Source organism: Gracilibacillus timonensis, from assembly GCF_900086715.1.
GTDB classification, from domain to species: Bacteria; Bacillota; Bacilli; order Bacillales; family Amphibacillaceae; genus Gracilibacillus; species Gracilibacillus timonensis.
This window is the reverse complement of sequence record NZ_FLKH01000012.1, coordinates 1095013-1117182: the sequence shown is the minus strand read 5'-3', so window position 1 is coordinate 1117182 and position 22170 is coordinate 1095013. Positions and strand designations below refer to the sequence as shown.

The window sequence follows — 22170 nt, the reverse complement described above, 5'->3', positions numbered from 1 at the left end:
ACGAATCACCTCCTTTAAAGAAATATTTGAAGAATAAATCCTGTGCTAATAGCAACTATCAAAATAGAAGCTACAAATGTAATCACTAATTTTTTCTTGAAAAGCTTACTCAACAAGACAACTTCGGGAATACTTGCCCCTGCTCCTCCGATTAAGAGGGCGATAACGGAACCAATCCCCATCCCCTTGCTTACTAGAGCGTCACCAATAGGTAAGATTGCTTCTGCACGAATATACATTGGAATACCAGCAACTGCGGCTATTGGAATTGTCCAAGGCTTGTCGCCTCCTGCATATTTGACGATAAATTCTTGCGGAATAAAGTCATAAATAAATGCCCCAATAAAAACACCAATTAATAAATAAGGCAGTAATGGATAAAAGAATCCCCAAGCATCTTCAAGCGCTAATTTCCACTTTGATTTCTTAAGATTGTCCTCTTGACTGCTTGCTTTTCTAACGTTCACGTTTTTAACAGAATGCTCAAGCCCCAATGTTTTCCAAACTACACCAATCAATACTGAAAATACCCCTACAATGACAACATAATAAAGTGTTAACTTCCATCCTAGTAAGGTCCAAAGTAATATTACGATGACTGGATTCAAGAGAGGTGAAGCAATCAAGAATGACATTGAAGGACCAAATGGTGCTTTGGAAGATAATAAGCCCGCTAAAATTGGTATGGTGGAGCATGAACAAAACGGGGTCAAAGCACCTAGCCCTGTTCCATAAAGATAACCACTCCATTTATTCGGACGATCTAGTACCCGTTTAATTCTATCCTCAGTAACCTTTTGTTGTAACCAGCTCACCAAAAAGCTGATAAAAATAAATAGCACTGTTAACTCCATAAAAAGCGTAAAAAATGTTTTCAAAAACTGCAAAAAACTATCCATTTTTTTGCCTCCATTTTCTATTTTAAATCAAAAAAAATTGATATATATAGATCAATTTTATTTGATGTTTAACTTAAAATTTTTTATTTCCTCTCTGGATAAAAAATACAGCACAATTCTTCTGAGAGTAGTCCTCTTACCTCTTCTTCATTTAAACGATAATAATTCCAAGTACCGATTTTTTCCCTTTCAATTAGATTGACATCAAGCAAAATCTTTAGATGATAAGATAATTTTGATTGTGATAAACCAATAATTTCAGTTAAGTCACAAACACATATTTGTCCTTTCTGGTTTAATTCATACATGATCTTCAGGCGGATTTGATCAGACAAGGCTTTGAATTTAACTTCGTAAGTTCTAAATATTTCCTGTTGATTCGTATCACTTATATTTTGTAACACCATTTTGGTTTCACTTCCTTATATCAAATTTGTTTGATGTATTGTTATTATATTATTCATTATTTCAAATTGCAACCATTTAAATCAAATTTATTTGATGGAATTGTTATAGTCCCTTTTACACACGATTTTCCGAATGAGATTTGTCCGAATAAAAATATTAAAATGGATTTTCCACACTATAATCCGAATGCCCGAAATAATTAAACCTTCGTCTTCCTGTTGACCTTAAACGAATCGGTGTACCGATAGATAAAGGAGATGATGTGAATTATCTGACGCATCTATCCATTTGGATCCCATTTGCTGTACACTCTTCGATCCTGGACGATCGGTTTTTCCAAGTTCGTTTCTGATCCTGGTTCTCCTCTGAATAGGTTATCTTTGATTTATCTAGGCTTACGTTCTAGCCAACATATCCAAGTTTACTTCCTCACGTATTGGCTCTGTGTTCACTACTCAGAGCCTTTCGCATTCCCCGACGTTACCATTCCGCCCCTTGCCTTCCGATTTTGCTGTATACGCTGTTTGATGTAATCTATGAGGCTATTTCTGTAAAGTGTTCTTCTTATATTGAAAAATGAATATCCGGTTTGCTATACTACTTTTGAAAAATGGTCATGTACCCAGCGGAGCGAGAGGAGGTTGCCATTTGAAAATCAAGCTTGACATTAGCAATGAGCATTATGATGAAATCAAATGTGCGCTCGAAGAACGAGGGATTGTAATAGACGATACTGCCGACTTCGTATTAAGTGAAACCAATAGCTTCATTGATCATTTGACAGTGAGAGAAAAAGAAGCCAATGAGCGGATTATTTTATCAGTAGATGAGATTGTTTATATCGAAACATTCGGACACTCTGTTGAAGTTCAAACGCAAGAAACATTATATCAAGCTAGTGACCGATTATATCGAATTGTCCGTTTGCTTGACCCAACAAAATTTTTGCGTATAAGTAATTCTGTTGTCATTGCAAAGGATAGAGTTCAGCGAATTACACCTACTCTTTCGTCAAAATTTATTCTTACCATGTCAAACGGAAAAAGTGTGGATGTTACAAGAAGCTATTATTATATTTTTAAAGAATATTTCGGAATATAGAGGAGGTGATTACATGGGTTTTCCTATTTATTTTCTCATACTGTTTGCCATTCTAATGATATTAGTCGCTACGGTGGTTGTTTATTTTCAAGTCTATAAACGGCATATCAATAAGGCTTTAAGAGCAACCGAAGGCAAGCGTAAAATGGTTCCCCCCAATAAAGTCGCTATTGTTATGACCATTATCGTTTTACTCACCGGCATATTGATTAGCTATTATGTGGGATATATGAATGCTTATAAAGATTACGAAGAAGATGCATGGGAACTGTCGCATTCCGATATTCAGACATTCTATGCCGAAGTAAAAGAAGTTGGCGAGAACTCTATATTAGTTGATGGTATTTTCCTCAATGATGAGAATTATCGAGGTGAGTTTCAATATGATGATATATTGGAAGAATTTTCGAGGATATATCAGCAGGATACAGTTATCCAGCTTTCTGATTTGTCAGAAGGTGATTTGGTTTCCATCACACTATTCACCGACCGCACCGGCATTACAAATATTTTCAAAATCCAGTTATTAGCTGATGAGGAGTAATGGCATACCAATCACTAGCACTAAAAATATGTCATAAAAATAGACGCTCTTATCGAACGTCTATTTTTTAGAATATTGCTTTTATAAAGTTTTTTATGTTTTCTTTGGTAAAGCAAGGCTGACCTATGTATTGTTCTATAAATGGTCACCCGTTTCTTTTCAGTCGAATCCAAATTCTTGTTCCTTTCCCCTCTTCACTTTCTAGTTCAAATGTGGCGTTTTTAATCAATGTAAGCTTTGCAAAAGGATTCTTAAAACCGAAACGCTGGCTTTCTCCACGTAAAAGTTGCTCCTGTTTTTCTTTTGGTATGCCCACACCATTATCCTCTACTCGGATGACAATGACGTCTTCTTCCTCTTTGATCGACAGTGAGAAGGTAGGCTCGTCGATTGGTTTCGCGAAAAGACCGTGCTGTATGGCATTCTCTACTAAAGGCTGAATCGTCATAGATGGTATAAGGATTTGAGCTTGCTCATCGATATTATAGTGAATAGTCAGCCGATCACCAAAGCGAAGTTTTTCTATGGCTAAATAGGCTTGTACTAATTCTATTTCATCATCAAGTGGTACCAGGCTTTGCTGTTTTTGATAATTCAGCTTGGCTCGAAAATAAATCGATAAATAAGATAATGCCTCTCTTGATTTATCTCCATCTTTATAGCTCAGTGCAATGATTGTATTTAATGTATTAAACAAAAAATGTGGTGTGATTTGTGCATGATAGGCTTTCAATTCATTTGTTATCGATTGTTCAACGGCATCTTGCACAGCAAATAAGGATTGAATTTTTGGTAAAAGCTCATTCTCAGCGACTGGCTTTCTCATAAAATCATTGACACCAGCTTGCAATAAACTGTTTTTGTCCGTTTTTAAAATAAAAGGTGAAAGTAAAAGAATCGGCAGTTCTACTTGATTGTATTCTTGACGAATCGTGTTAATTAATGCAAGGCTAGAGATATCAGGCATTTTAATATCAATCACAGCCAAATGAATAGATTCACGCTTTAAAAAACCATCCATATCCGCACCCTTATGAGCCGCTATCACTCTGTAGCCGGATTGAGATAAAATAAAGGACAAATGCAGGAAATGATCTGGATCTGAATCAGCAATGAGAATGACTTTAGCGTCTATTGCTTCCTTTTCTGTTTGCTCTGATAAAGACACTTCTTCAGATCCCTTCTTCGCCATTTCTTTTTCTTGAGTCAGCCATTCCTCCTCCTGATTTGTTTCAGCAATTGGTAATGTAAACGTGATCCTAGTGCCTTTTGCCGAACTGGATTCCACCCAGATTTCACCATGCATCAACGTAACGAAATTTTTTGTGATGGTTAGACCAAGTCCCATTCCGCTCGATGTTGTTTTCTGCGCTTCGGGAATTTGGAAAAAAGTATCAAACACATATGGGATATATTTTTCTTGAATACCTTTCCCTGTATCTTCTACAGAAAGGTGCATCATTTGATTGATTACTTTATTCTCCACCACAATTTTTCCACTTTCCGTATTTTCAATAGCATTTTCAAGTAACTGCAGTATCACTTGTTTTAAACTATTCTCATTTGCCATCACCAATGGCGAATCCATTGCAAGACGATTTTCGATGACCACTTCAACCGAATTGTTTACATGAAGGGACACGTCATCCACCATTTCATTTATCACCTTTAAGTGTAGAGGCTCTATTTTCATCGTTAATTGCTCCTTATCGGCCATTGCATTACGAAAATTTTCTAGAAGCTGAGCTAATTTATCCGCATTATTTTTCACGTCATAAACTAGTTCCTGCTGCTGCATTTTTAGAGGCCCACTTTCCCCTTTCATCAGAATCGTGGAGGATTGGATGATATCATCAATTGGACGGTCCAGTTCTTTCGATGTTTTAAACAGGGATTCTTCCTTAAGCTGTTCTTGCGTTAACAGATCCAACGAAAGTCTGTCCAACTTCTCAAAAATCAATCTACGTCGATAAGAAATGTAAAATGAAAAACCAAGTCCCATAAAGAAAAGTGAAAATATTGTAAGCTGATCCACATGAATCCCAAATAAAAGATCCAGACTTAACGCTATCGCGTAGCATATGAGCGAGGTTACCACCAGCATTAAGTATTCTATTCCTTCTGCTCGATCTCTAAAAGCCTTAAAAAGAATAAAGATAAAATACAAATAAGGCAATGAAATCAGAATGACAAAATAAACGAGCCCTGACTCTAAGGTGATAAACGGTACGACCTCAAAGATTCTTATTGGTACAGCATGATACACTACTTGTAAGATTAATAATATAACCAGAACTTTTACAATATACAAATTAGCGTATTTCCGAAATAGCGAATAAATAAATAGCAGGAAAAATAAAGTGAATAAAATCGCAGACGGTAGCTGTATACTTAACAAATTACTATTCGATAGGTTAGGAAATAGTAAATAAATCAGCTTTTCATTCCCACCTGCAGCGATATAAACTGCTAGGAGCAGACTTGATAGTGCAAAATATAACTCATGCCTTGATTTATTTTGCTGAATAAAATTAGAAAAAGCAATAATCGCTAACAAAACGAAGCCGCTAAGCACAAAGCCTTCCATCATTTTATTACGATCAGCTAGTAATTCTATCTGTTCCTCATTTCCAAAAATAATTGGCTTAATAATGCCGCCATTTGGGTGTTGGTAATTGGCAACATGAATCATGATTTCCATTTCTTTATTATCACTTTGACCATACGCCTCATACTTCCCCTGACGATACTGGTATTCAGTAGATTCAGTTGAAACTTTCCCTTGTTCATTAGCTTCTACACCATTAATAAATACGTTACTTGCATTACGAATCATGTTTACTCTAATGCCATAATTTCCATCTTCAGGAAGTTGGATAACCAGTCGATAGGTCCCTACTTCCACATCCTCTTTCAAGGAAGGATATCTTTCATCCCATGAAGCAGGTACGTCAATATAGCCACTATTACTAGTGTTCACAGCCGATGCTGGATCAAGAAACTGCCCCTTATAAAATTGCCATTCTCCATTTAATACAATCATTTCATTTGATTCTACATTATAATCTGTTAGATCAAGCACCCCTTGTTCTGCCGTGATCTCTTGCTTCCAATATTTACTCGCTCCCCCAATAATGCTAATGATGAAGAACAGTATAACCATGATAGATAAAATGATGACTACTTTCTTTCGCATAATGTCTCCTTTTCGTAGTATATTTCATAAAGTGTAATTGCTTGGCTTCAAAGATTCTGAGACATCAAAAAGAAGTATCTCCCTCCATCCATCCATCCAGTACAATGATAGTTGACGAATTACACTAATTATACGACAAATGGACCTGTTTATCACCCAAGATTTTAACACCATTTTTTTGTAAAACGAAAAAAGACTCCCCACCCAACAAATGTGGAGAGAGCAAAATAAACAGTTACCTTCTGTCATATCTCTTTTTTCATATAACGCAATAATATATTCCGGATTTTGATCAATGATAGATTCTATAGCAGGCCCTAAGTAACGTTCTGGTTCATCTATATATATTGGGCCATTCTGTATACGCCATTTGTTGATTAATGATGCTACGCTCTCCAAATGCTCCAATACCTTCAAAACGAAAGACGAATAGCGTTACTGCATAATCACTAGATATTGGAATTCCTTCTGTCTGTTCTCGTATCGTGTTACTACTCTTTCTCGATAGTTTTCAATATTTTCCTGTGCTTAATGTTTTGTTCCTGTCAACTTTGCTAACGTTTCTGTATCTGCAAAAATGCTTTCAAATCGATCATAAATCATTATTCTCTTGCGGATTGTCCTGATCACAGTATCCATTAATGATAGCCGGCTCCAATAATGTACCCGCTACTCTCCTAAAGACAAAATATTTTGAGGCGGTTCTTCTATTGTTATGTCACGTCCACACTTATCTATAGTCATTGAAAAGAGCACCCTTTTCTTCTGCTTGACAAGCCATCATAAATGCACTAAAGCTATCACGATTAACCATTTGGCAATATTTTTTTCATCTGCAGCACTTACTTTTAAGAGGGTAAGGTCATTCTGAATAAGTACGCTTGTTCATATTGAGATATTAATTGATCATGAATGGATCGAAATCCGTTTTGCTCACCTGAGATCGAAATAAACCCATTTGGTATCTTTCTCTGAACCTCTACTTGGAATCCTTCTTGCATAAAGGCAAAAGCAATATCATCTATAGTATGTGACTGAACTTGTAATTTGCTATATCCTTCTATACTTTCTTTAAAGTATGGAAAACTTTTATTTTTAGGGAGTTCAGTATAGGTGATGTAATAAGCTCCTCCTGTATTCAATACTTGTTTGATCTTCTGCGCATGATCTTCCAAATCTTCAATTAAATAAATAACGGAAAGACAGAAGCCGATATCAAATGTTTTTCCTGTTTTTCCTGGGACACCTGTGGTCATATAATGCAGTGGCAAACCTTGTTTTCTTTCCTCTGCTATTTGGATAGATTCTGTACCTAGATCAATGCCGATCCCTTCTTTAAAAGGTTTTTCCTGATAAAGAGTACGTAAAAATCCTCCACGGTTACAACCAAAATCAAGCACAGAATATGCGGACAAGTCCTTTTCTTTCATTAACGATATCGTATCTTTCCAGCCATTCTGATGCGCCGTTTCCATCTCAGCTTCCCGTTTGTCGTTATCCCACCATACATCGTATATTTGTTCACTCATGTTTGTTCACACTCATCCTTTCTTTGATTAAGTTGATCTATTCTAAAAAAATATTAGCCTGTGACAATCGGTGACCACTTCCATCTATCCTTTTCCTTTGCCTTATGAACATACCCGAATCCAGGAAAAGGATAATGACAGGCAAAAACGAGTGCCTTTTTATCTACAGCATCTTGTAAAAATTTTTTCCGAGTTTCTAATCCTTGTCTTGGCGACATCTCTGCACGTATATAGGAAGGAAGATGTTGCAAAGTTATCGGATCATTCAATATATCAGAGGCAACCAATAAAGATTTTCCCTCTGATTGGATATGAAGAGATAAGTGTCCTACGGTATGCCCTGGAGCGTGAATAAGATGAATACCAGGATACAACTCCCTATCCGACGTAATGAATGTTAAGTGATCCGCAATATCCTTTAGCTTCCTGAATTCATTGGATTCCGGTTTGCTTTTCCAATGATCCCATTCATCTTTTCGTATGACATACTCTGCATTTGGAAAAGCGGGGCTTCCATCATAGGAAAGTCCTCCAATGTGATCCATATGAGCATGTGTGATTATTATGGTATCAATGTCTGCTGGATCTATGCCTTGTGACTCTAGATGAAGAAACAATTGTCCAGCCTCTGCTAACGTTTGTCCAAATCCAACGTCTACTAATATCCGTTTATCTCCTGTATCTATGTATAAAAAATTAAGCGGAGCGTCAAAATGGGATGGAATATCTCGGATTATTTCCTCTGGTGTATTCGCAAAAAAGAATTGCTTAGAGACTGGAAATGCTCCATCCGATATAGACATCATGTTGATTTTTCCTAACTGTAAAGTATATACCTTTGACATGAACAACCCTTCCTTATTCATTTATTCTTGATGTGTCTGTTTGGAAAATTGTGTATTACTTTCTAATTTCATTTAAAGCTTATTTATATCTTGTTTTTAAACGATGAACTTTCATAAGGTTTTCTCTATCTATAACTACAAAACATAAAATCTACTATGTAACCTCCAAAAAAATCCATCTTTATAAATGAGATGGAAAGATGAAAAATGAAACGCTCCCAAATCAAATCAAAACAATGATAATCTTTCCTAGGCATTAGATTATCAACGACTTTTTAATATTCCTTACGCTATCTTTTCTAAGCATGTGCTATAATATTCTTAAATCGAAATCATTATGATTTATGAATATTATATAAACTCACCTATTAAAAATCAACTATTTTTATATTTCAGGGTAATCTTTACTTTGATGTAATGACGTCCATTAAGAATTTGAAAACCGCCTAGACAGCATGAGAAACTGCGATCCACAGCTTAGAAAGCTGTTGCTCTATTTCGATTCTGCACAATTTCACAACATGGAGCAAATGAAGATTTTCATAACACAAACAGTACAACAATAATGACTAATGCTGTTATAGACGAAAGGGTTCTTACATGATTCCAGCGTGTCCACTGACTTAAGTATTGTGACCAGTACTCCGTGTTTTCATTAGATTGTAAACGATTGTTCATCGGAACATTGAAAAAAATAGTAACCATAAACGCACCTAAAAAGTAGATAGCAAAACTAATGATTATCCAACTATTAAACAACAATGGTTGAACTACCATTAACAAGAGGCTGATCATGATCACAATAAAAGGACTTAAAAAAATGGTTAAAAACAATGGGTTTTGTATAGCATTATTAATGTTCACCATCACTTTACGCGCTTCAGTCAATGGATAATCCCGTAAAACATTCATAATTGTGTTGGAAAATACAAAGAATAAACCTGCTTGGATGGCCACACTAACTGTATAGATAATCAAAAGCCAATCCATCATTGCCAAACTCCTTGCCAGATTGGACAGGTGAAACATTTATCTTTATAAACCCGTCTGCCTAATTCACCTATTCCCTCTAGCCAAAAAACTGATATACTCATAAATTCCCTCCATTTATTTGTTTGTACAAGCCATTTTTTGAAAAATATACCTTTAGTAAGATATATTTTTTTCTAATGCATCTGATGTTTGGCGTATGTCTACTGATAATTGATCAGCAACTTCTTTTCCTAATATATCATTATATTTATGTCGAAGCTCATCCCATATTTGATAAATATCATCAATCATTTTTTCTCCTTTGTTGGTTAAATGTAAGTGAGCTGATCGGCCTTTCACTTCTTTTGAAATGAAATCTTTCTTTATTAAACTTTCAATAAGCCTTGTTATGGTCGATGGCTGAAGATGCAAAGCCTCCCCCATCTCCTTTTGGCTCACTCCCGTTTTTTCAGAGAGTATCATCATAAAAAATGCTCCATTGGGAGAAAGTCCCATTTTAGAAAATGTATCCTCGGCCATTTTTGTTAACAGCCTGTTTAACCTGCTTGTTGTAAAATATAAACATTCATTTAAATAATGCTCCATCTTATTTACCACCTCTATATTTGCTTGTGCAACTAAATGATAGGTCATCTATTAACTAATGTCAAGCTGTGAATTTTGTGTCCAGTTCCAAGTATTTAGTTCAACTTTTTATGGTTTCATTTTTGCTTTCATCAATCATTATCTAATCATTTGGAAGGCCTCCTTTCTATTCTCTTTTAAAAAGAGTCTTACGAATGGATAGCATTGTGATAAATCTAAAAAAAGATATGATTAACATTCGTTTATTTCAGCCAAAAGTGGGAAAAGTATTCAATGTAAGAAAAGACAGGGAGGTTTTCTTTAATGGCACACGAACAACACCAACAAGTCATAAACGCTTTACAAGATTGTATTATCGTATGTAACCATTGTTATGACGCATGTCTTAAAGAAGAAAATATGCAGATGATGGCTGAATGTATCCGTTTGGACAAAGAATGTGCAGAAATCTGTTCTTATCTGGCACAAGCTTTATGCAGAGATACTCCTTTTGCGTCGGAACTAGCCGCTGCTTGTGCTACTATTTGTGAAGCGTGTGGAAATGAATGCAACAAGCATGAGCATGAACATTGTCAAAAATGTGCAAAAGCCTGTTTTCAATGTGCAGAGGCATGTAAAAGTATTGCTTAAAGAAGAGTTATTTAAAAAAGTTGCTCGACAAGTCATTCATCTTGTTTAGAGCAACTTTTTCTTTTAGTTATTCTATCTTAGAGTACTACGAGTTGGTTCCTTTATCACTATTCATGTGACGCCACCATAAAATTCTTCTTCCAATGGAAATCCTTATTTATTCCATTGATCACTCGAACGCTACAAAATAGAAACATTCTTTTTGAGTCGTAAAAAATCTAACAATATATCTGGGTTAGGATCACAAGCCTGTTTATTCCTTATTGATCAAAACCAGTAAAAATTTTTTTGGGTATGTAGAATATATCTCGAACCTCATTGCAACCATTTCGATATGGTGACGATAGTACCGTCTCCAAGATTGGATTGAATATCAAATTCATCCATCAAACGTTTTACTCCAGGAAGACCGGCGCCGAGACCTCCAGAAGTCGTATAACCATCCTGTAAGACCAATCTTATATCGCTAATTCCCGGTCCGGAGTCAGCTGCCATCATCATTATTCCTTTTCGATCACGTGTATCGATGATGTCAAAAGAAATTTCTCCTTTTCCCGCATACAAGTAAATATTGCGGGCTAATTCGGAAATAGCTGTGGTTATACGTGCCTGATCAACGGTATGGAAACCCAGCTGTTTTGCTAATTCCCGACTTACTTGCCTGGCACGGACGATGTCCAATTCCTTGTGAATGGGTACTCTCACATTGGATGAAGTCTTCATCATCATCTATTCCCCCCCCAGTTTTTGATATCATTTTAAATGTCTTGCTTCCAATAAAGTGCGTTTAGTAAATGCTGGAGACTCATACTTCATTCCATCAGCGTTATAGAAAATGGAGATCAAATACCAGGTAAAAATTTTTCCTTGCCGTTTCATCAATTAAAAAAAGCCGAAAAGGATTCATTTTCCTTTTCGGCTTATGTCTTAGCGCTAATGTCTAGACATTCCCACCATTATTATTTTTTAGGTTTAAGTATGAATACAACAAAACCTATGTCGTTTTTAAAATCCCAGTCTACAAATAAATCTTGTATTTCTTGTTGCAGCACAGATTCCAAAAACGTTCTATCAATCAAACTTTTTTCCAACTTTCGTTTTGACAATCTGAGTTGATTTTCAAAACCAGATTGAATAAGCTCTTGTTCAATCAAAACAAAAATATCCTCTCGTCTGGAAATTAATGTGCGAGCATTGAGCATAAAGGAAGTAAGCTTCCTAGGAAATTTTTGTGCTTTTTGCGTAAATCGATTAATTTCTTCATGAATTTGTTGTTTCGCCGGATAGTTAATATAGTCCTCGGTTGTCGTATCGAATTCAGAATCCAATTCCGCAAAAATAATGCCATTTTCATTCTCTATCGACCAATCATAATAGATTTTATCCACTACCACTCCTGCATGTGAAGAAATGATGGATTGTATATGAGGTGTTAATTCTTTCATTAACATATCTCGTGTTTCCTGAAATTTCATTTCACTTTCCTGTTTCAGGATAACCTTTTCCATCGGTGCCAAAAACTTGCGCAAATAAATAGTAATGTACGGTTTTGATAGGGATACAAAAATTGATTCCGGTCCTTTTCCGAAATTAGTTCGAAATAACTTGCCGATTGCACTAGATATTCCGGATTCGACTGTTTTTTCCACGTGGTATCTCCTTTAGTAAGATTTTGTAATGAACGTGCTAAATAGGATAATGGCTCGATTGTTATGACGTAGATTTTGAAAAAAATTAAGGACCGTACATTATTTTACAATCCCTTTCCCTATTATACTCTTAATTTTAGATTTTGAAAATCGATATTAGAAAAAATCTGAATTTTCATTAAAAACAACGCTTTATATCTATACAGAGGTGAAAACTTTGCTGCCCGCATGCCTACTAATCTATGTCGACTGTCCAATAGGAGAACAATGGCCCCTTTTCACCAAAAAGCGGATCAGCATCTGGTAAAGGAACATGTTTGATATTTTCTATTTGTTCCGATCGATTGGATTCATTTCCATAGCAGAAATCATAACTTTTCCCATTTGGATAAGCCCCTATCACTGCAAAGTCAACACTGCTTTCCAGTAATTTATGACCAAATCCGGCCGGAAGAATAACGACATCTCCTTGTTCTACCTGCACTTTGTCTCCCCGCTCTCCGCCAAGCTGCAGTAAGGCAGTTCCATTTGTTACAACAAGCACCTCGTGTGTGTTGCTATGAAAATGATGAAAAGGAGCCACGGTTCCCTGCCATGCCCCCAGCCAATTGTTGTGTGTCAAAATATGTTTTGGATCATCCTCAGAAGTCAAGACCTTCTTATACAACAATAATGGATAGCTCGGATGATTAGGGATAAAGCCATCATTCTCGTATAGAAAGGATTTCATCTCCATATTTTCAGCTTTTTTCATTTTTTTTGCCTCCCTTTTGTCCACTTAACCCTTAATTCATCTAACATCCACTATTTTATGAAAACATCGATCCTTTATTAGACAGCCTGTCCGTCAGCAATATACTATAGATTATAATAAAAAAATCTTTCACAGGCAATAAAAGGGATAATTAGCATCTATTCATGAAGAGCAGGACATTCATTTTTTTAATGACTTAGGAGCTTATTTACATTTTATTTAACACTTAGCCCATACTAATCAAAAAGGGGGTATTTTCATGAGTGTAAATAAAGGGAAAAAGAAAAAGAAGAAAAGCAAAGAAGAACTAAATGCTATGAAAGATGACAAAGAAAGACACCGTAGAAATCGTTCTTAGCCATCATGGTCAGTGTTGAAAATGGGAAAACCTCGAGCATTTTGATTGATGTTTAGTTGAACCACTCATCTTTCACCTGCTCGAAGTTGCCTTTTAAAAGATATCTCCCTAGAATCAAGAATTCCAAGATTTATCTCATGCCTTTCTTTCTTTTTCTTCTTTTTTATATTATAATCTTAATTGATAATGATTATTAATTTCAATTAAACCATCTTTATTAAAAACCAAAATGGAAACACTGGGGGAATTTTTGATGCAAAGGCAACAAGAAAAAATTCATAATTATCAAGTAAACGTCGTCTTACCCACAAATTATGATTCTGAAAAGCAATATCGAACTATTTATATGCATGATGGTGGAAATGCAGCGACACAGGCCATGAATTACATAGACCATCTTATCATTACGGAACAAATCGAGCCGATCATTCTTGTCGGTATTGTACCGATTGATCGAAATAATGATTACACACCATGGGAAACCTCTTCTCTCTTACCGAATCAACCGAATCTGGGCGGGCAGGCAGACGAATATTTACACATACTTGTTCATGAAATCAAACCTTATATAGATTTGCATTATGCAACAAACGCTGCACCGAGTCATACCGCAATTGCTGGCTGCTCATTTGGAGGTCTTGTCTCTATCTTTGCCTCTTATTATTACCCAAAGGTATTTCATGACTATATTATTTTATCCGCCTCATTCTGGTATGATGGTTTGCTACCATATTTGCAAGGAGATCTAGTAACTCGTTCGGGAAGAAGCTACCAAAAACCAATTATCAACCGAAAAAATCATCGAATGTACCTATATGTTGGTGAAATAGAAGGAATTTATCGAGATAGTGCTCAAAAACACATGGTGGAATATACGAAAAAAGCGTATGCTGAACTAAAGAAGGAAGGTTTCTCCGATTCAAATTTACTGTTTGAAACGCATCCGGAAGGTACACATGATGTATATTTCTTTAGTCCACATTTCATCCGTGCACTTCGATGGCTTTATGGTGATAAAAAAAACGGATCGACTAATTTTGACTAATTATTTTATTCTAAGTTTAAAAAGGAATCCAAAGTAAATAGAGTTATTTTGGATTCCCTGGTTTATCTTTTCTTTCCGAAATATTACCCTGTACAAATTCTTTTAACAAATCGAATGATTCATATGAGAAATGGTTGATGTACTCTAGTAAAGGTGAAAGCTTAGGGTCGTGTCTCACCACAAAAGTCACGTATCATATTAAATGATCACCTTGTTCATCATAAAAGAGATGATTATACATCTGTCATTATCAAAATAAATCATCCAACCAAAACAACTCATCCAAATGATGAATACCTGCAGGCAACGGTGAGTGCATCATGTGTTGTACAACCAATGAAGTTACATTGGCTGTTATCAACGCCTCGTTGTTTTCATACCATACTTGATGTGCTTCATTAATCTGGTTATTTTCTTTGTTGACTGCTTCCACTTTTATAGCACAGATATCCGAACCTGACGAAAAAAACTGCCATCCTTGGATGATTTTAACCAAGACTCGCCTTGCCCAGCTATATCGGAGAAGCGAGGTTATGTTTAAATAGTGAAGTCCTGCCAACAGTCGATTTACCCATTCTATATCAAATGTAAGGTAAGTGTTCACCTCACTATAAGGCATCTGTCGCTGAAGAGTATGCTGATCGGAAAAGTTAAATAAATAACTACTTCTCGTACCCAAGCGATTAAAATAAGTAGTTTTTTTGCCAGAAAAATTCTGGACGGTTTGCGTGCTACCGTTCTTTTTAATACGGTAAGATTGGTTCATTTGCTCTAGCAACCATTGAACAGCCCCATCACCGTGCTGCTCTCCTAAACCTAATAGAATCGTAATATCTAATTTATCCACGATTTTCATGCTTTCTTTAAGTTGCTTTGCTAATAAATTAGAGAGACCGGGAGCAAAACCAACGCTAAGTATAACAGTAGACTGCTGCACCAATGGTTTGAGTAATTCTATTTGTTCAAGAAATGCAAAACTAGCCGTTATATCTATATAATGTATACCATGTTTCAAGCAATATTGAACCACGCTTGTGTTTGTTTGGTCTATACACATGATAACTAGGTTCGCCTGCAGGAGGGACTCATAATTTGCTTCATTTTCAATGTCCACCTCTACAGGGAAAGCACGTTCACCTAATTGTTGGCTGAATGTACAAGCCTTAGCCAAGCACCTGCCAGCAATTAAAATTTGTAAGTCTGTAGATTGGATTAGCTGCTTTGCAATATTTCCACCTACTTTCCCGTAACCACCGATAATCATAACCGATTCTACCATCCTTTTCTCTCCTTTTTTGCCACATAGGCTTCCATCGCATAACTTTTGAAATAAGGAAGAACCGTTTCGAAGCCATTAGCATTTAAGGCCTGCAACAGTAGTGAAGCAGATAGTGGATGTGTGGTCTTATCAAATGACTCCTCAAATTTTTTACAATCAGAAGCTGAAACATTGTATAATTGCATATGTTGAAGCCAATATGGAAGGGTGTTATCTTTCTCTTCTTCCACAATCGCTGATATGAAAAGAATTCCTCCCGCTTTTACTCTTTGGCTGATCTGATTTATAACTGCTGCTTTTTCTTCCTTTAAGAAATGTAGTATTAAATGACAAGTAACCATATCATATTCTTTTTCACTAGAAAGTTTGTCTATGGTTATTTGTTGCCAATCTATTTTTAATGACCTATTATTCATTCTTTGCTTAGCAAGTTCCAACATTCTTCGGGAAGGGTCTAAAGCGGTATAAGTTGCTTGTGGATACTGTTCTCCCAGAACATGTAATTCCTGACCTCCTCCAGCACCTACAATCAAGATATCCTGAGGTATGAAATGAGTCTTCATAATTGCCAGCATTTGTTCATATATAAGATCATACCCAGGAATTTTACTGCGAATGGTTTGTTGATAATATTCCACTTCAGGTCTTTCCCAATTTTTATTAGTCATTTATTTTCCTCCTTACCACACAGGCTGACATATTTTACTTTCTCTTTTTGTATTTGCAGTCCCCACGCTAGAAAGTAAGTATACACTAGTAATAAAAAGAAATATCCGCTTCATTTTTTATTTTCCTCCTGTTATAATTAGCATTGAAAATCATTATCAATTATAAACTTTTAGCACTTATATACTATCCCATAAACAAGGGGGAAGCCAAAATTGCTCTATTCTATGAACTATTGGAATGAAAAATCAAATTATTTTTGGGATAAATATAAAGATTCTTATCTTTATCGTGAACAAATGATTCTCCTATTACAGAAACAGATTTCTTTTGATGCATACTGTTGTACCGTCGTCAATCCGACCACGCTAACTACGGTGGGAGCGATAACAGAATGCTCTCTTGAGTCCATTCACCAAGATATATTAGCAGCTGAATACGATAAAGAGGATGTACATCTATATCAAGATTTAGTGGAAAGCAATGTTAAATCGGCTAGGTTAAGTGATACCTTTGGTAAACAGAAAAGCAGACGTTTCACGGACATATTAAGTCCACGTCAGATTTCAGATGAACTGCGTGTCACATTAATGGATAAAGGAAAATGTTTTGGCTTTTTAACGCTATTTAAAAAAGAGGAGAAAAGCTATTTTACAGATCAGGAAGTGTTATTACTAGAAGGTCTATCCCTAATAATGGGTAAAGCATTAAGGGATTACTTTTATATTGAATTAGAAAAGCATTCTAAATCTAGCTATATGGGCTCTGGGGTCATAATACTAGATCAATATTTAACATTACAGTCAACCAATGAAGCAGGAAAGCAATACATCACCTTATTGCAGGAATTTGAACGTTCAAAGAATCTCCATCGACTTCCTAAATCTCTTCAAGCTATATGCGCGAAGCTATCAGCACAGGATGAAAAAAGTTTTTCTGTATTCATCCCGCTAGCAGACAAAATAGTACTTGTAGCATCCGCTTCCTTCTTGCGCTCCGGAGCTTCACACAAAACAATGATCGCTATTACAATAGATAAAGCTTCTCCTAAAGAAATGTTTGGACATCTTATGGAGACTTATGCTTTAACTGCTCGGGAGAAGCAAGTTGTGACAAGCTGTATACAAGGTGCCAGTACCAAAGAAATAGCTAATCAGTTTAAGATTTCTTATTATACCGTTCAAGATCATTTAAAAGGTATATTTTACAAAGTAGGGGTCCAGACAAGAAATGAATTGGTTTGGAAGCTGTTTGCGAACCACCCATAAACTATAAAAGGAAAAAGATTGTCTGATTCTTGTGAATCTTTGAAATAATCCCATCAAAAAATCCTCCCTTCTTCTATCGGAAGGGGGGATTTTCATGAACACTGATGAGCTATTAAGTGAAAGAAACTATGCTGGATGGTGCTGTACAAAGACTTCAAATGTAGCTAATTCAGATCCAAGTATCGGACTATTCTCTTTTCCTTGCTTTTCTTGTGAGGCATGCGCTTCTCTTGTTTCTCTGCTTTTTTTCCAAACCTCGAAAGAAGCGTAATCTTCCCAAGTTGTACAAACCTGCAGCTCATCATATTCTTCTGTATTTTCTTTTATCAGAACCTCCATCAAAACAAATCCATTAAAGGTGTGCACTGCTTTCGCTTTTTGAAACCGTTCAGCCACTTCCTTTACTCTTCCTTTTTCAATACGTAAGGTATTCACTACTTTCATCATTTGCAACGACCTCCTTTGATTTGGATAATAATCCTTGTATATATTTTAATACGGGTTCTGTTTGTTTTCCAGCCATCTCATCTTATCTCCAATGAACACTGCATGAAATTCCACTTTGTCAGAACGACTGTTATTGAACGATAGTACCCTTCAGGAATCTTTCATAAATGCCACTACCTTCCTCTGAAAATCGGCTAATTCCATACGTTTTACTTCATACGTCATCACTCCATTATCCTCTAGAAGAGTATTCAAAAAGAACATACAAAAATAGGAGGATTTCTGTTCGGGCCGAAATTCCAGATCGAAAATAGCAAAGATTTTTCCCAGCATGACATCATACTCGCCTTTTACATATCGATCATAATACACTTTATTATCATGCACATCTAACTCATTCCAGATAAATTTAAAGAAATCATAGAAGAAGATATACTCTCCTGAAGCGTCCCAGTCGATATACCACAATTGTTTATCATCTGTGCTCTCTTTCTTCAAAAGGAGATTATCCGTCCATAAATCGCCGTGAAGTCTCATAAAAGGAAAGGATACCTCAAATAAACAAGGATCGATGAGATGAATAATATCCTCGAATTCTTTACGGTGAGTCGTATTGGGACTAAGCCTTATCAAATCATTGATCGATCGGTAGTTCATCATCGCCTCACGATAAATGTAGTTGAAATAATGGGTGTAATCATTGTATATGGTTTCTAATAGGAAGGCGTCATCCTGGTCTTTTTTGTTCTCAAATGTAACTAATTGCTCTACCAATATATAGTTTTTATCATCACGGCAGATCCACGCAGGTATTCGAAAAAAACGTGAGAAATAATCATAATTACTGATTTTCCTTACGTAATTATCTTGACTACAGCATAAGGTAAGTACTTCCGAATCGGAGAATATTTTGACATCTCCATTGCTGCAAAACCACAGCATATTTCCTGCAAAGTGTGCAGGTGTTTGCTGATGTATACTTACATGATTATCAAGTACTTCTACATTTAATCCTGTCAAAATCGGGCTATTACGTTTGGATGCTTTGAAAATCACACGGAATTGATCGTCCGCAGTGTATCGCCCACTCTCTAGATACTGACGGAACTCCGACGTCCTAGCTTTTATTTCTTTGGCATAGTTCATTTGCATAAAATCAAGTCTCCTTATCTAGTTTGTGTGCTGACACTCTTTTTTTCTATTCTATCATTAGTTGCATCCTTTTTTTACTAGATTTTTTATTCTCTATATAGTAAAATAATTAACAGAACATTCGTTTGGAAAAGGGGATTATATTAGTTTTTATCATCTAACCACAATAAAGTTTGACTATTTCATCTAACTTTTGATATATTAGATCATATAATCGAATTTATTTATTTTGGTTAAGGAAGGAGTTATTTCTACATGTCCCAACAAGTTTCCGTCTTTATCATGGATGTCAGTAACTCATCAGTAGAACATATCGGGAATGAAATCAGTGAATACCTAGCACAAATAAGAGACAGCCTAACTAAATGGACACAATATACGGTAGAGACAAGAGTGAGTCATCGGGCTGGCGATGAACTGGTCGTTGTTTGCAAAGGCTATGCCACCGCATATGTACTTGCTTTCTATATTAGCCGTATTTGGAAATTCACTGACCACCGGCCTTATTTCGGTCTTTCATTTGGTGATATTGAAACGGATGTGGGCACCTTAAACTTGGAAACCTGGATTCATCCATTAATGAAACAAGCAAGACAGGCCAATGATTACCTGAAAAATCAAGCGAATAGAAATCTTTTTCGCTTTTCATTACCTCGTTCACAAGCAGAACAGGGATATACTGTCTATCACGAACAGTTTGAGTCGTTGATCAACACCAGTTTAACACTAAAGCAAGAGCATTTGAACGGACAAACTGACGTTCAATCGCTTGTCTGTTCGCTTTATCTGATACTCGGTCAGCAAAATAAAGTCAGCCAATATCTGGGACGGACAACCGCTACTATTTCCCATCATATCAAACAGGGTAAAACACAGGTTATTTTACAAGCATTTGATGATATGGTAAAGGTGCTCGGTTCATTAGAAGAAACAGATAAGACATTTTTAATGGATAAGCTGCAAAGTAATATGAAACAACAGATCCGCCATCACTTAGACGCTTATTTGCCGAAAGAAGGGAGTTCATCATGACAATTCTATTGCTGCTTCTTGCCCATTTCATCGCTGACTTTTGGCTGCAATCCGACCAAATGGTAAAGCATAAAATCAAATATTTAAAAAAACACATGATCCATCACTTGCTGACAACAGGGATCGCACTGGTTTTTATCTGGGGGTATTCCTATGAGTTTCAACATGTGTTCCGTTATTTTATCTTGCCTCTCGCCTTTATTAACGTCACACATCTGCTGATTGATTGGTTAAAAATAAAACTAGTAAACGCCAATAAAACTAGCAATCTGGCCAATCTAGGATATTTCTTGTTAGATCAAGCATTACATGTATTGATGATACTCATTGCTAGCATTCTATTCTTCCAAATGCAGGCACCAGAAATGGCAGCAAGTTTAGCAGACTTGGATGGAGAGGCTCGCTTAAACTTATTCGATACCACGTTATTGCTGCTCATCATTTATATATTGGCGACCAGTGTCAGCGGTCATATCGTCAAGTATATCATTGGTTCCTTTCCGTCAGAGCTTGCCAATTTTGCCGGGGCATTGACGTTACGGAATCAGATGAACCATACAGCAGGAACAAATGAACCTCAGACAGAAAATAATTTTACCGAGGAATACCATTATTATACCTACTCCGCCCCGCTGCGCTCGCATGGAAAATGGATTGGCTATATCGAGAGATTGCTAGTGATTCTCTTAACGGCCATTGGAGCCTATGAATCGATTGCCTTCATTATTGCAGCCAAGTCGATTGCTCGCTTTAAACAGTTAGATGATCGCAACTGGGCAGAATATTTCTTGTTAGGTACCTTATCTTCTATTTTGCTTGGTTTAGTGCTTGGACTCGTGGTGCAAAAGATGATTTTGTAAGAGATTTCGAGTCACAGCTACATGGTTAGCAAGGGACCTCTTCCCTTGGCTGACAACATGATATAATTCCCTCTCATGAAACGTTTCCTATTATGATCTTCCTTTCTCCTCTTTACTTTTAAAGTTTCTTTATGTAAACTTATTTTCAACAGAGAAACTAACGAGCTAATTATCTACCCCATTCCACCCATATATATCCTGCATGGAAACAAGTACATTATTATTTCAGCTAATGAAGTAAGGAGGAATAAAAATGGTTTTGTTTATTCAATGTATGGTTGTCTGTCTCTTATTCTCCCTCGCTATCCTGGTGCAACTCATTAAAAATGATCCCGTGAAAAACTTGTACAATTACCCGCCCAACATACAAAAACGAGTAAAATCCATGAAAGAGTATGAAGGGCGAATTCCAAGCAGAAATGATAAACTAACATTCAAGTTAATGGGTGCTGTTGTATTTGTTCTTGTTGGTATGCTGCTAGTCTGGACAGCAGAGGTAGATGGTTTTCTAGGGGCATTTATTCATATGTTCCTTTTATTTACTGTGGTCAATCTCTATGATTTGATAGTGATTGACTGGCTGCTATTTCGTTATGTGAAAAGATTCCGCATTCCTGGAACAGAAGATATGGTGAAAGACTATCATAATTACTGGTTTCATTTTGTAGCCTTTTTGAAAGGAATCGTAATAGGACTTGTCATAGCAGTGGTGGTTGCTTCTGTATATAGCTTACTGTTTTCGCTAGAGTGATTTTTTGTGTAAGAATGTTCATTCAGACAGAGGATATAAAAGCTACTCCTATTGATGTGTACGTTCCTTCTACATGAGATAAGCACGCTGTTCGCCTGGTATAACACGAGAACATTGTTGGTTGGGTATGGCCCTTGTTAGTTTATTACATCTATCCATTCCTACCCCGACGCTTGATC

The 22170-nt window shown here is 36.2% G+C and carries 22 protein-coding genes; 8 read left to right on the top strand and 14 right to left on the bottom strand.

The annotated features are described in order from the left end of the window. Nucleotides 1–14: 14 nt before the first annotated feature. Nucleotides 15–899 (bottom strand): permease, encoded by an 885-nt coding sequence (locus BN6556_RS16525; protein ID WP_066193466.1) that lies wholly within the window; start codon nt 897–899, stop codon nt 15–17. An 83-nt stretch (nt 900–982) separates the two neighbouring features. Then, nucleotides 983–1306 carry an ArsR/SmtB family transcription factor gene (locus BN6556_RS16520; RefSeq protein WP_066193463.1) on the bottom strand — a complete coding sequence of 108 codons (324 nt, stop codon included), beginning with the start codon at nt 1304–1306 and terminating at the stop codon, nt 983–985. A 649-nt stretch (nt 1307–1955) separates the two neighbouring features. On the opposite strand from BN6556_RS16520, the gene BN6556_RS16515 reads away from it, so the two are divergent. Further along, a complete protein-coding gene (locus tag BN6556_RS16515; RefSeq protein WP_066193461.1) occupies nt 1956–2408 on the top strand; it encodes a LytTR family DNA-binding domain-containing protein in 453 nt (150 codons plus the stop codon). Nucleotides 2409–2421: 13 nt separating this feature from the next. Continuing rightward, nucleotides 2422–2952 carry a hypothetical protein gene (locus BN6556_RS16510; protein WP_066193459.1) on the top strand — a complete coding sequence of 177 codons (531 nt, stop codon included), beginning with the start codon at nt 2422–2424 and terminating at the stop codon, nt 2950–2952. A 145-nt stretch (nt 2953–3097) separates the two neighbouring features. Here BN6556_RS16510 and BN6556_RS16505 read toward each other — a convergent pair whose 3' ends face one another. The 5 genes from BN6556_RS16505 to BN6556_RS16485 form a co-directional block, all read right to left on the bottom strand. Next, nucleotides 3098–6148, bottom strand: a complete 3051-nt coding sequence (locus tag BN6556_RS16505; protein ID WP_066193457.1) for an ATP-binding protein — start codon at nt 6146–6148, stop codon at nt 3098–3100. Between the two features lie 848 nt (nt 6149–6996). Beyond that, complete coding sequence (locus BN6556_RS16500) at nt 6997–7677, bottom strand: class I SAM-dependent methyltransferase (protein ID WP_066193454.1); 681 nt, start codon at nt 7675–7677, stop codon at nt 6997–6999. Between the two features lie 53 nt (nt 7678–7730). Further along, nucleotides 7731–8522, bottom strand: coding sequence for an MBL fold metallo-hydrolase (locus tag BN6556_RS16495; protein ID WP_066193452.1), 792 nt, complete (start codon nt 8520–8522; stop codon nt 7731–7733). 540 nt (nt 8523–9062) lie between these two features. Further along, nucleotides 9063–9515, bottom strand: a complete 453-nt coding sequence (locus BN6556_RS16490) for an anthrone oxygenase family protein (protein WP_066193451.1) — start codon at nt 9513–9515, stop codon at nt 9063–9065. 153 nt (nt 9516–9668) lie between these two features. Next, nucleotides 9669–10100 (bottom strand): MarR family winged helix-turn-helix transcriptional regulator, encoded by a 432-nt coding sequence (locus tag BN6556_RS16485; RefSeq protein ID WP_066193449.1) that lies wholly within the window; start codon nt 10098–10100, stop codon nt 9669–9671. Nucleotides 10101–10403: 303 nt separating this feature from the next. On the opposite strand from BN6556_RS16485, the gene BN6556_RS16480 reads away from it, so the two are divergent. Next, the gene (locus BN6556_RS16480) at nt 10404–10730 is read left to right on the top strand and encodes a four-helix bundle copper-binding protein (protein ID WP_066193447.1); all 327 of its coding nucleotides are present in this window, start codon (nt 10404–10406) and stop codon (nt 10728–10730) included. 315 nt (nt 10731–11045) lie between these two features. Here the strand turns inward: BN6556_RS16480 and BN6556_RS16475 are convergent, their stop codons facing one another. From BN6556_RS16475 to BN6556_RS16465, 3 genes are all read right to left on the bottom strand, one after another. Continuing rightward, nucleotides 11046–11459: an anti-sigma regulatory factor gene (locus BN6556_RS16475; RefSeq protein WP_392388599.1), complete on the bottom strand. Its 414-nt coding sequence runs from the start codon at nt 11457–11459 to the stop codon at nt 11046–11048. Between the two features lie 230 nt (nt 11460–11689). Next, entirely contained in the window at nt 11690–12379 is a 690-nt protein-coding gene (locus tag BN6556_RS16470) for a Na-translocating system protein MpsC family protein (RefSeq protein WP_066193446.1), read from the bottom strand. Between the two features lie 235 nt (nt 12380–12614). Continuing rightward, on the bottom strand, nt 12615–13133 hold the full coding sequence (locus BN6556_RS16465) for a cupin domain-containing protein (RefSeq protein ID WP_078060131.1): 519 nt from the start codon (nt 13131–13133) through the stop codon (nt 12615–12617). A gap of 611 nt (nt 13134–13744) precedes the next feature. Here BN6556_RS16465 and BN6556_RS16460 point away from each other — a divergent pair. Continuing rightward, nucleotides 13745–14536, top strand: a complete 792-nt coding sequence (locus BN6556_RS16460) for an alpha/beta hydrolase (protein ID WP_205410335.1) — start codon at nt 13745–13747, stop codon at nt 14534–14536. 250 nt (nt 14537–14786) lie between these two features. Here BN6556_RS16460 and BN6556_RS16455 read toward each other — a convergent pair whose 3' ends face one another. Both BN6556_RS16455 and BN6556_RS16450 read right to left on the bottom strand, forming a co-directional pair. Then, nucleotides 14787–15815 carry a saccharopine dehydrogenase family protein gene (locus tag BN6556_RS16455; RefSeq protein WP_066193442.1) on the bottom strand — a complete coding sequence of 343 codons (1029 nt, stop codon included), beginning with the start codon at nt 15813–15815 and terminating at the stop codon, nt 14787–14789. Next, a complete protein-coding gene (locus BN6556_RS16450; protein WP_066193440.1) occupies nt 15809–16483 on the bottom strand; it encodes a class I SAM-dependent methyltransferase in 675 nt (224 codons plus the stop codon). Before BN6556_RS16450 ends, BN6556_RS16455 begins: the two co-directional genes overlap by 7 nt. 213 nt (nt 16484–16696) lie before the next feature. Here BN6556_RS16450 and BN6556_RS16445 point away from each other — a divergent pair, with 213 nt between their 5' ends. Continuing rightward, nucleotides 16697–17749, top strand: coding sequence for a helix-turn-helix transcriptional regulator (locus BN6556_RS16445; RefSeq protein WP_078060130.1), 1053 nt, complete (start codon nt 16697–16699; stop codon nt 17747–17749). 126 nt (nt 17750–17875) lie between these two features. On the opposite strand, the gene BN6556_RS16440 is transcribed toward BN6556_RS16445, so the two are convergent. Together BN6556_RS16440 and BN6556_RS16435 are read right to left on the bottom strand one after the other, a co-directional pair. Continuing rightward, nucleotides 17876–18196: an antibiotic biosynthesis monooxygenase gene (locus tag BN6556_RS16440; RefSeq protein WP_066193438.1), complete on the bottom strand. Its 321-nt coding sequence runs from the start codon at nt 18194–18196 to the stop codon at nt 17876–17878. A 150-nt stretch (nt 18197–18346) separates the two neighbouring features. Next, nucleotides 18347–19348 (bottom strand): phosphotransferase, encoded by a 1002-nt coding sequence (locus BN6556_RS16435; protein ID WP_066193436.1) that lies wholly within the window; start codon nt 19346–19348, stop codon nt 18347–18349. Between the two features lie 255 nt (nt 19349–19603). Between BN6556_RS16435 and BN6556_RS16430 the strand changes: the two genes are divergently transcribed. The 3 genes from BN6556_RS16430 (at nt 19604) to BN6556_RS22400 (ending at nt 21991) form a co-directional block, all read left to right on the top strand. Further along, entirely contained in the window at nt 19604–20380 is a 777-nt protein-coding gene (locus BN6556_RS16430) for a hypothetical protein (protein WP_066193434.1), read from the top strand. Then, the gene (locus tag BN6556_RS16425; protein WP_066193432.1) at nt 20377–21240 is read left to right on the top strand and encodes a DUF3307 domain-containing protein; all 864 of its coding nucleotides are present in this window, start codon (nt 20377–20379) and stop codon (nt 21238–21240) included. Before BN6556_RS16430 ends, BN6556_RS16425 begins: the two co-directional genes overlap by 4 nt. Nucleotides 21241–21493: 253 nt before the next feature. Continuing rightward, on the top strand, nt 21494–21991 hold the full coding sequence (locus BN6556_RS22400; protein WP_205410334.1) for a hypothetical protein: 498 nt from the start codon (nt 21494–21496) through the stop codon (nt 21989–21991). The last annotated feature ends 179 nt before the right edge of the window (nt 21992–22170 follow it).

Bases quoted from the DNA above. Each gene is read 5' to 3' on its own strand.
- BN6556_RS16525 (WP_066193466.1), bottom strand. From the start codon at position 899: ATGGATAGTTTTTTGCAGTTTTTGAAAACATTTTTTACGCTTTTTATG.
- BN6556_RS16520 (WP_066193463.1), bottom strand. From the start codon at position 1,306: ATGGTGTTACAAAATATAAGTGATACGAATCAACAGGAAATATTTAGA.
- BN6556_RS16510 (WP_066193459.1), top strand. From the start codon at position 2,422: ATGGGTTTTCCTATTTATTTTCTCATACTGTTTGCCATTCTAATGATA.
- BN6556_RS16505 (WP_066193457.1), bottom strand. From the start codon at position 6,148: ATGCGAAAGAAAGTAGTCATCATTTTATCTATCATGGTTATACTGTTC.
- BN6556_RS16500 (WP_066193454.1), bottom strand. From the start codon at position 7,677: ATGAGTGAACAAATATACGATGTATGGTGGGATAACGACAAACGGGAA.
- BN6556_RS16495 (WP_066193452.1), bottom strand. From the start codon at position 8,522: ATGTCAAAGGTATATACTTTACAGTTAGGAAAAATCAACATGATGTCT.
- BN6556_RS16490 (WP_066193451.1), bottom strand. From the start codon at position 9,515: ATGATGGATTGGCTTTTGATTATCTATACAGTTAGTGTGGCCATCCAA.
- BN6556_RS16485 (WP_066193449.1), bottom strand. From the start codon at position 10,100: ATGGAGCATTATTTAAATGAATGTTTATATTTTACAACAAGCAGGTTA.
- BN6556_RS16480 (WP_066193447.1), top strand. From the start codon at position 10,404: ATGGCACACGAACAACACCAACAAGTCATAAACGCTTTACAAGATTGT.
- BN6556_RS16475 (WP_392388599.1), bottom strand. From the start codon at position 11,459: ATGATGATGAAGACTTCATCCAATGTGAGAGTACCCATTCACAAGGAA.
- BN6556_RS16465 (WP_078060131.1), bottom strand. From the start codon at position 13,133: ATGAAAAAAGCTGAAAATATGGAGATGAAATCCTTTCTATACGAGAAT.
- BN6556_RS16460 (WP_205410335.1), top strand. From the start codon at position 13,745: ATGCAAAGGCAACAAGAAAAAATTCATAATTATCAAGTAAACGTCGTC.
- BN6556_RS16455 (WP_066193442.1), bottom strand. From the start codon at position 15,815: ATGGTAGAATCGGTTATGATTATCGGTGGTTACGGGAAAGTAGGTGGA.
- BN6556_RS16450 (WP_066193440.1), bottom strand. From the start codon at position 16,483: ATGACTAATAAAAATTGGGAAAGACCTGAAGTGGAATATTATCAACAA.
- BN6556_RS16440 (WP_066193438.1), bottom strand. From the start codon at position 18,196: ATGATGAAAGTAGTGAATACCTTACGTATTGAAAAAGGAAGAGTAAAG.
- BN6556_RS16435 (WP_066193436.1), bottom strand. From the start codon at position 19,348: ATGCAAATGAACTATGCCAAAGAAATAAAAGCTAGGACGTCGGAGTTC.
- BN6556_RS16430 (WP_066193434.1), top strand. From the start codon at position 19,604: ATGTCCCAACAAGTTTCCGTCTTTATCATGGATGTCAGTAACTCATCA.
- BN6556_RS16425 (WP_066193432.1), top strand. From the start codon at position 20,377: ATGACAATTCTATTGCTGCTTCTTGCCCATTTCATCGCTGACTTTTGG.
- BN6556_RS22400 (WP_205410334.1), top strand. From the start codon at position 21,494: ATGGTTTTGTTTATTCAATGTATGGTTGTCTGTCTCTTATTCTCCCTC.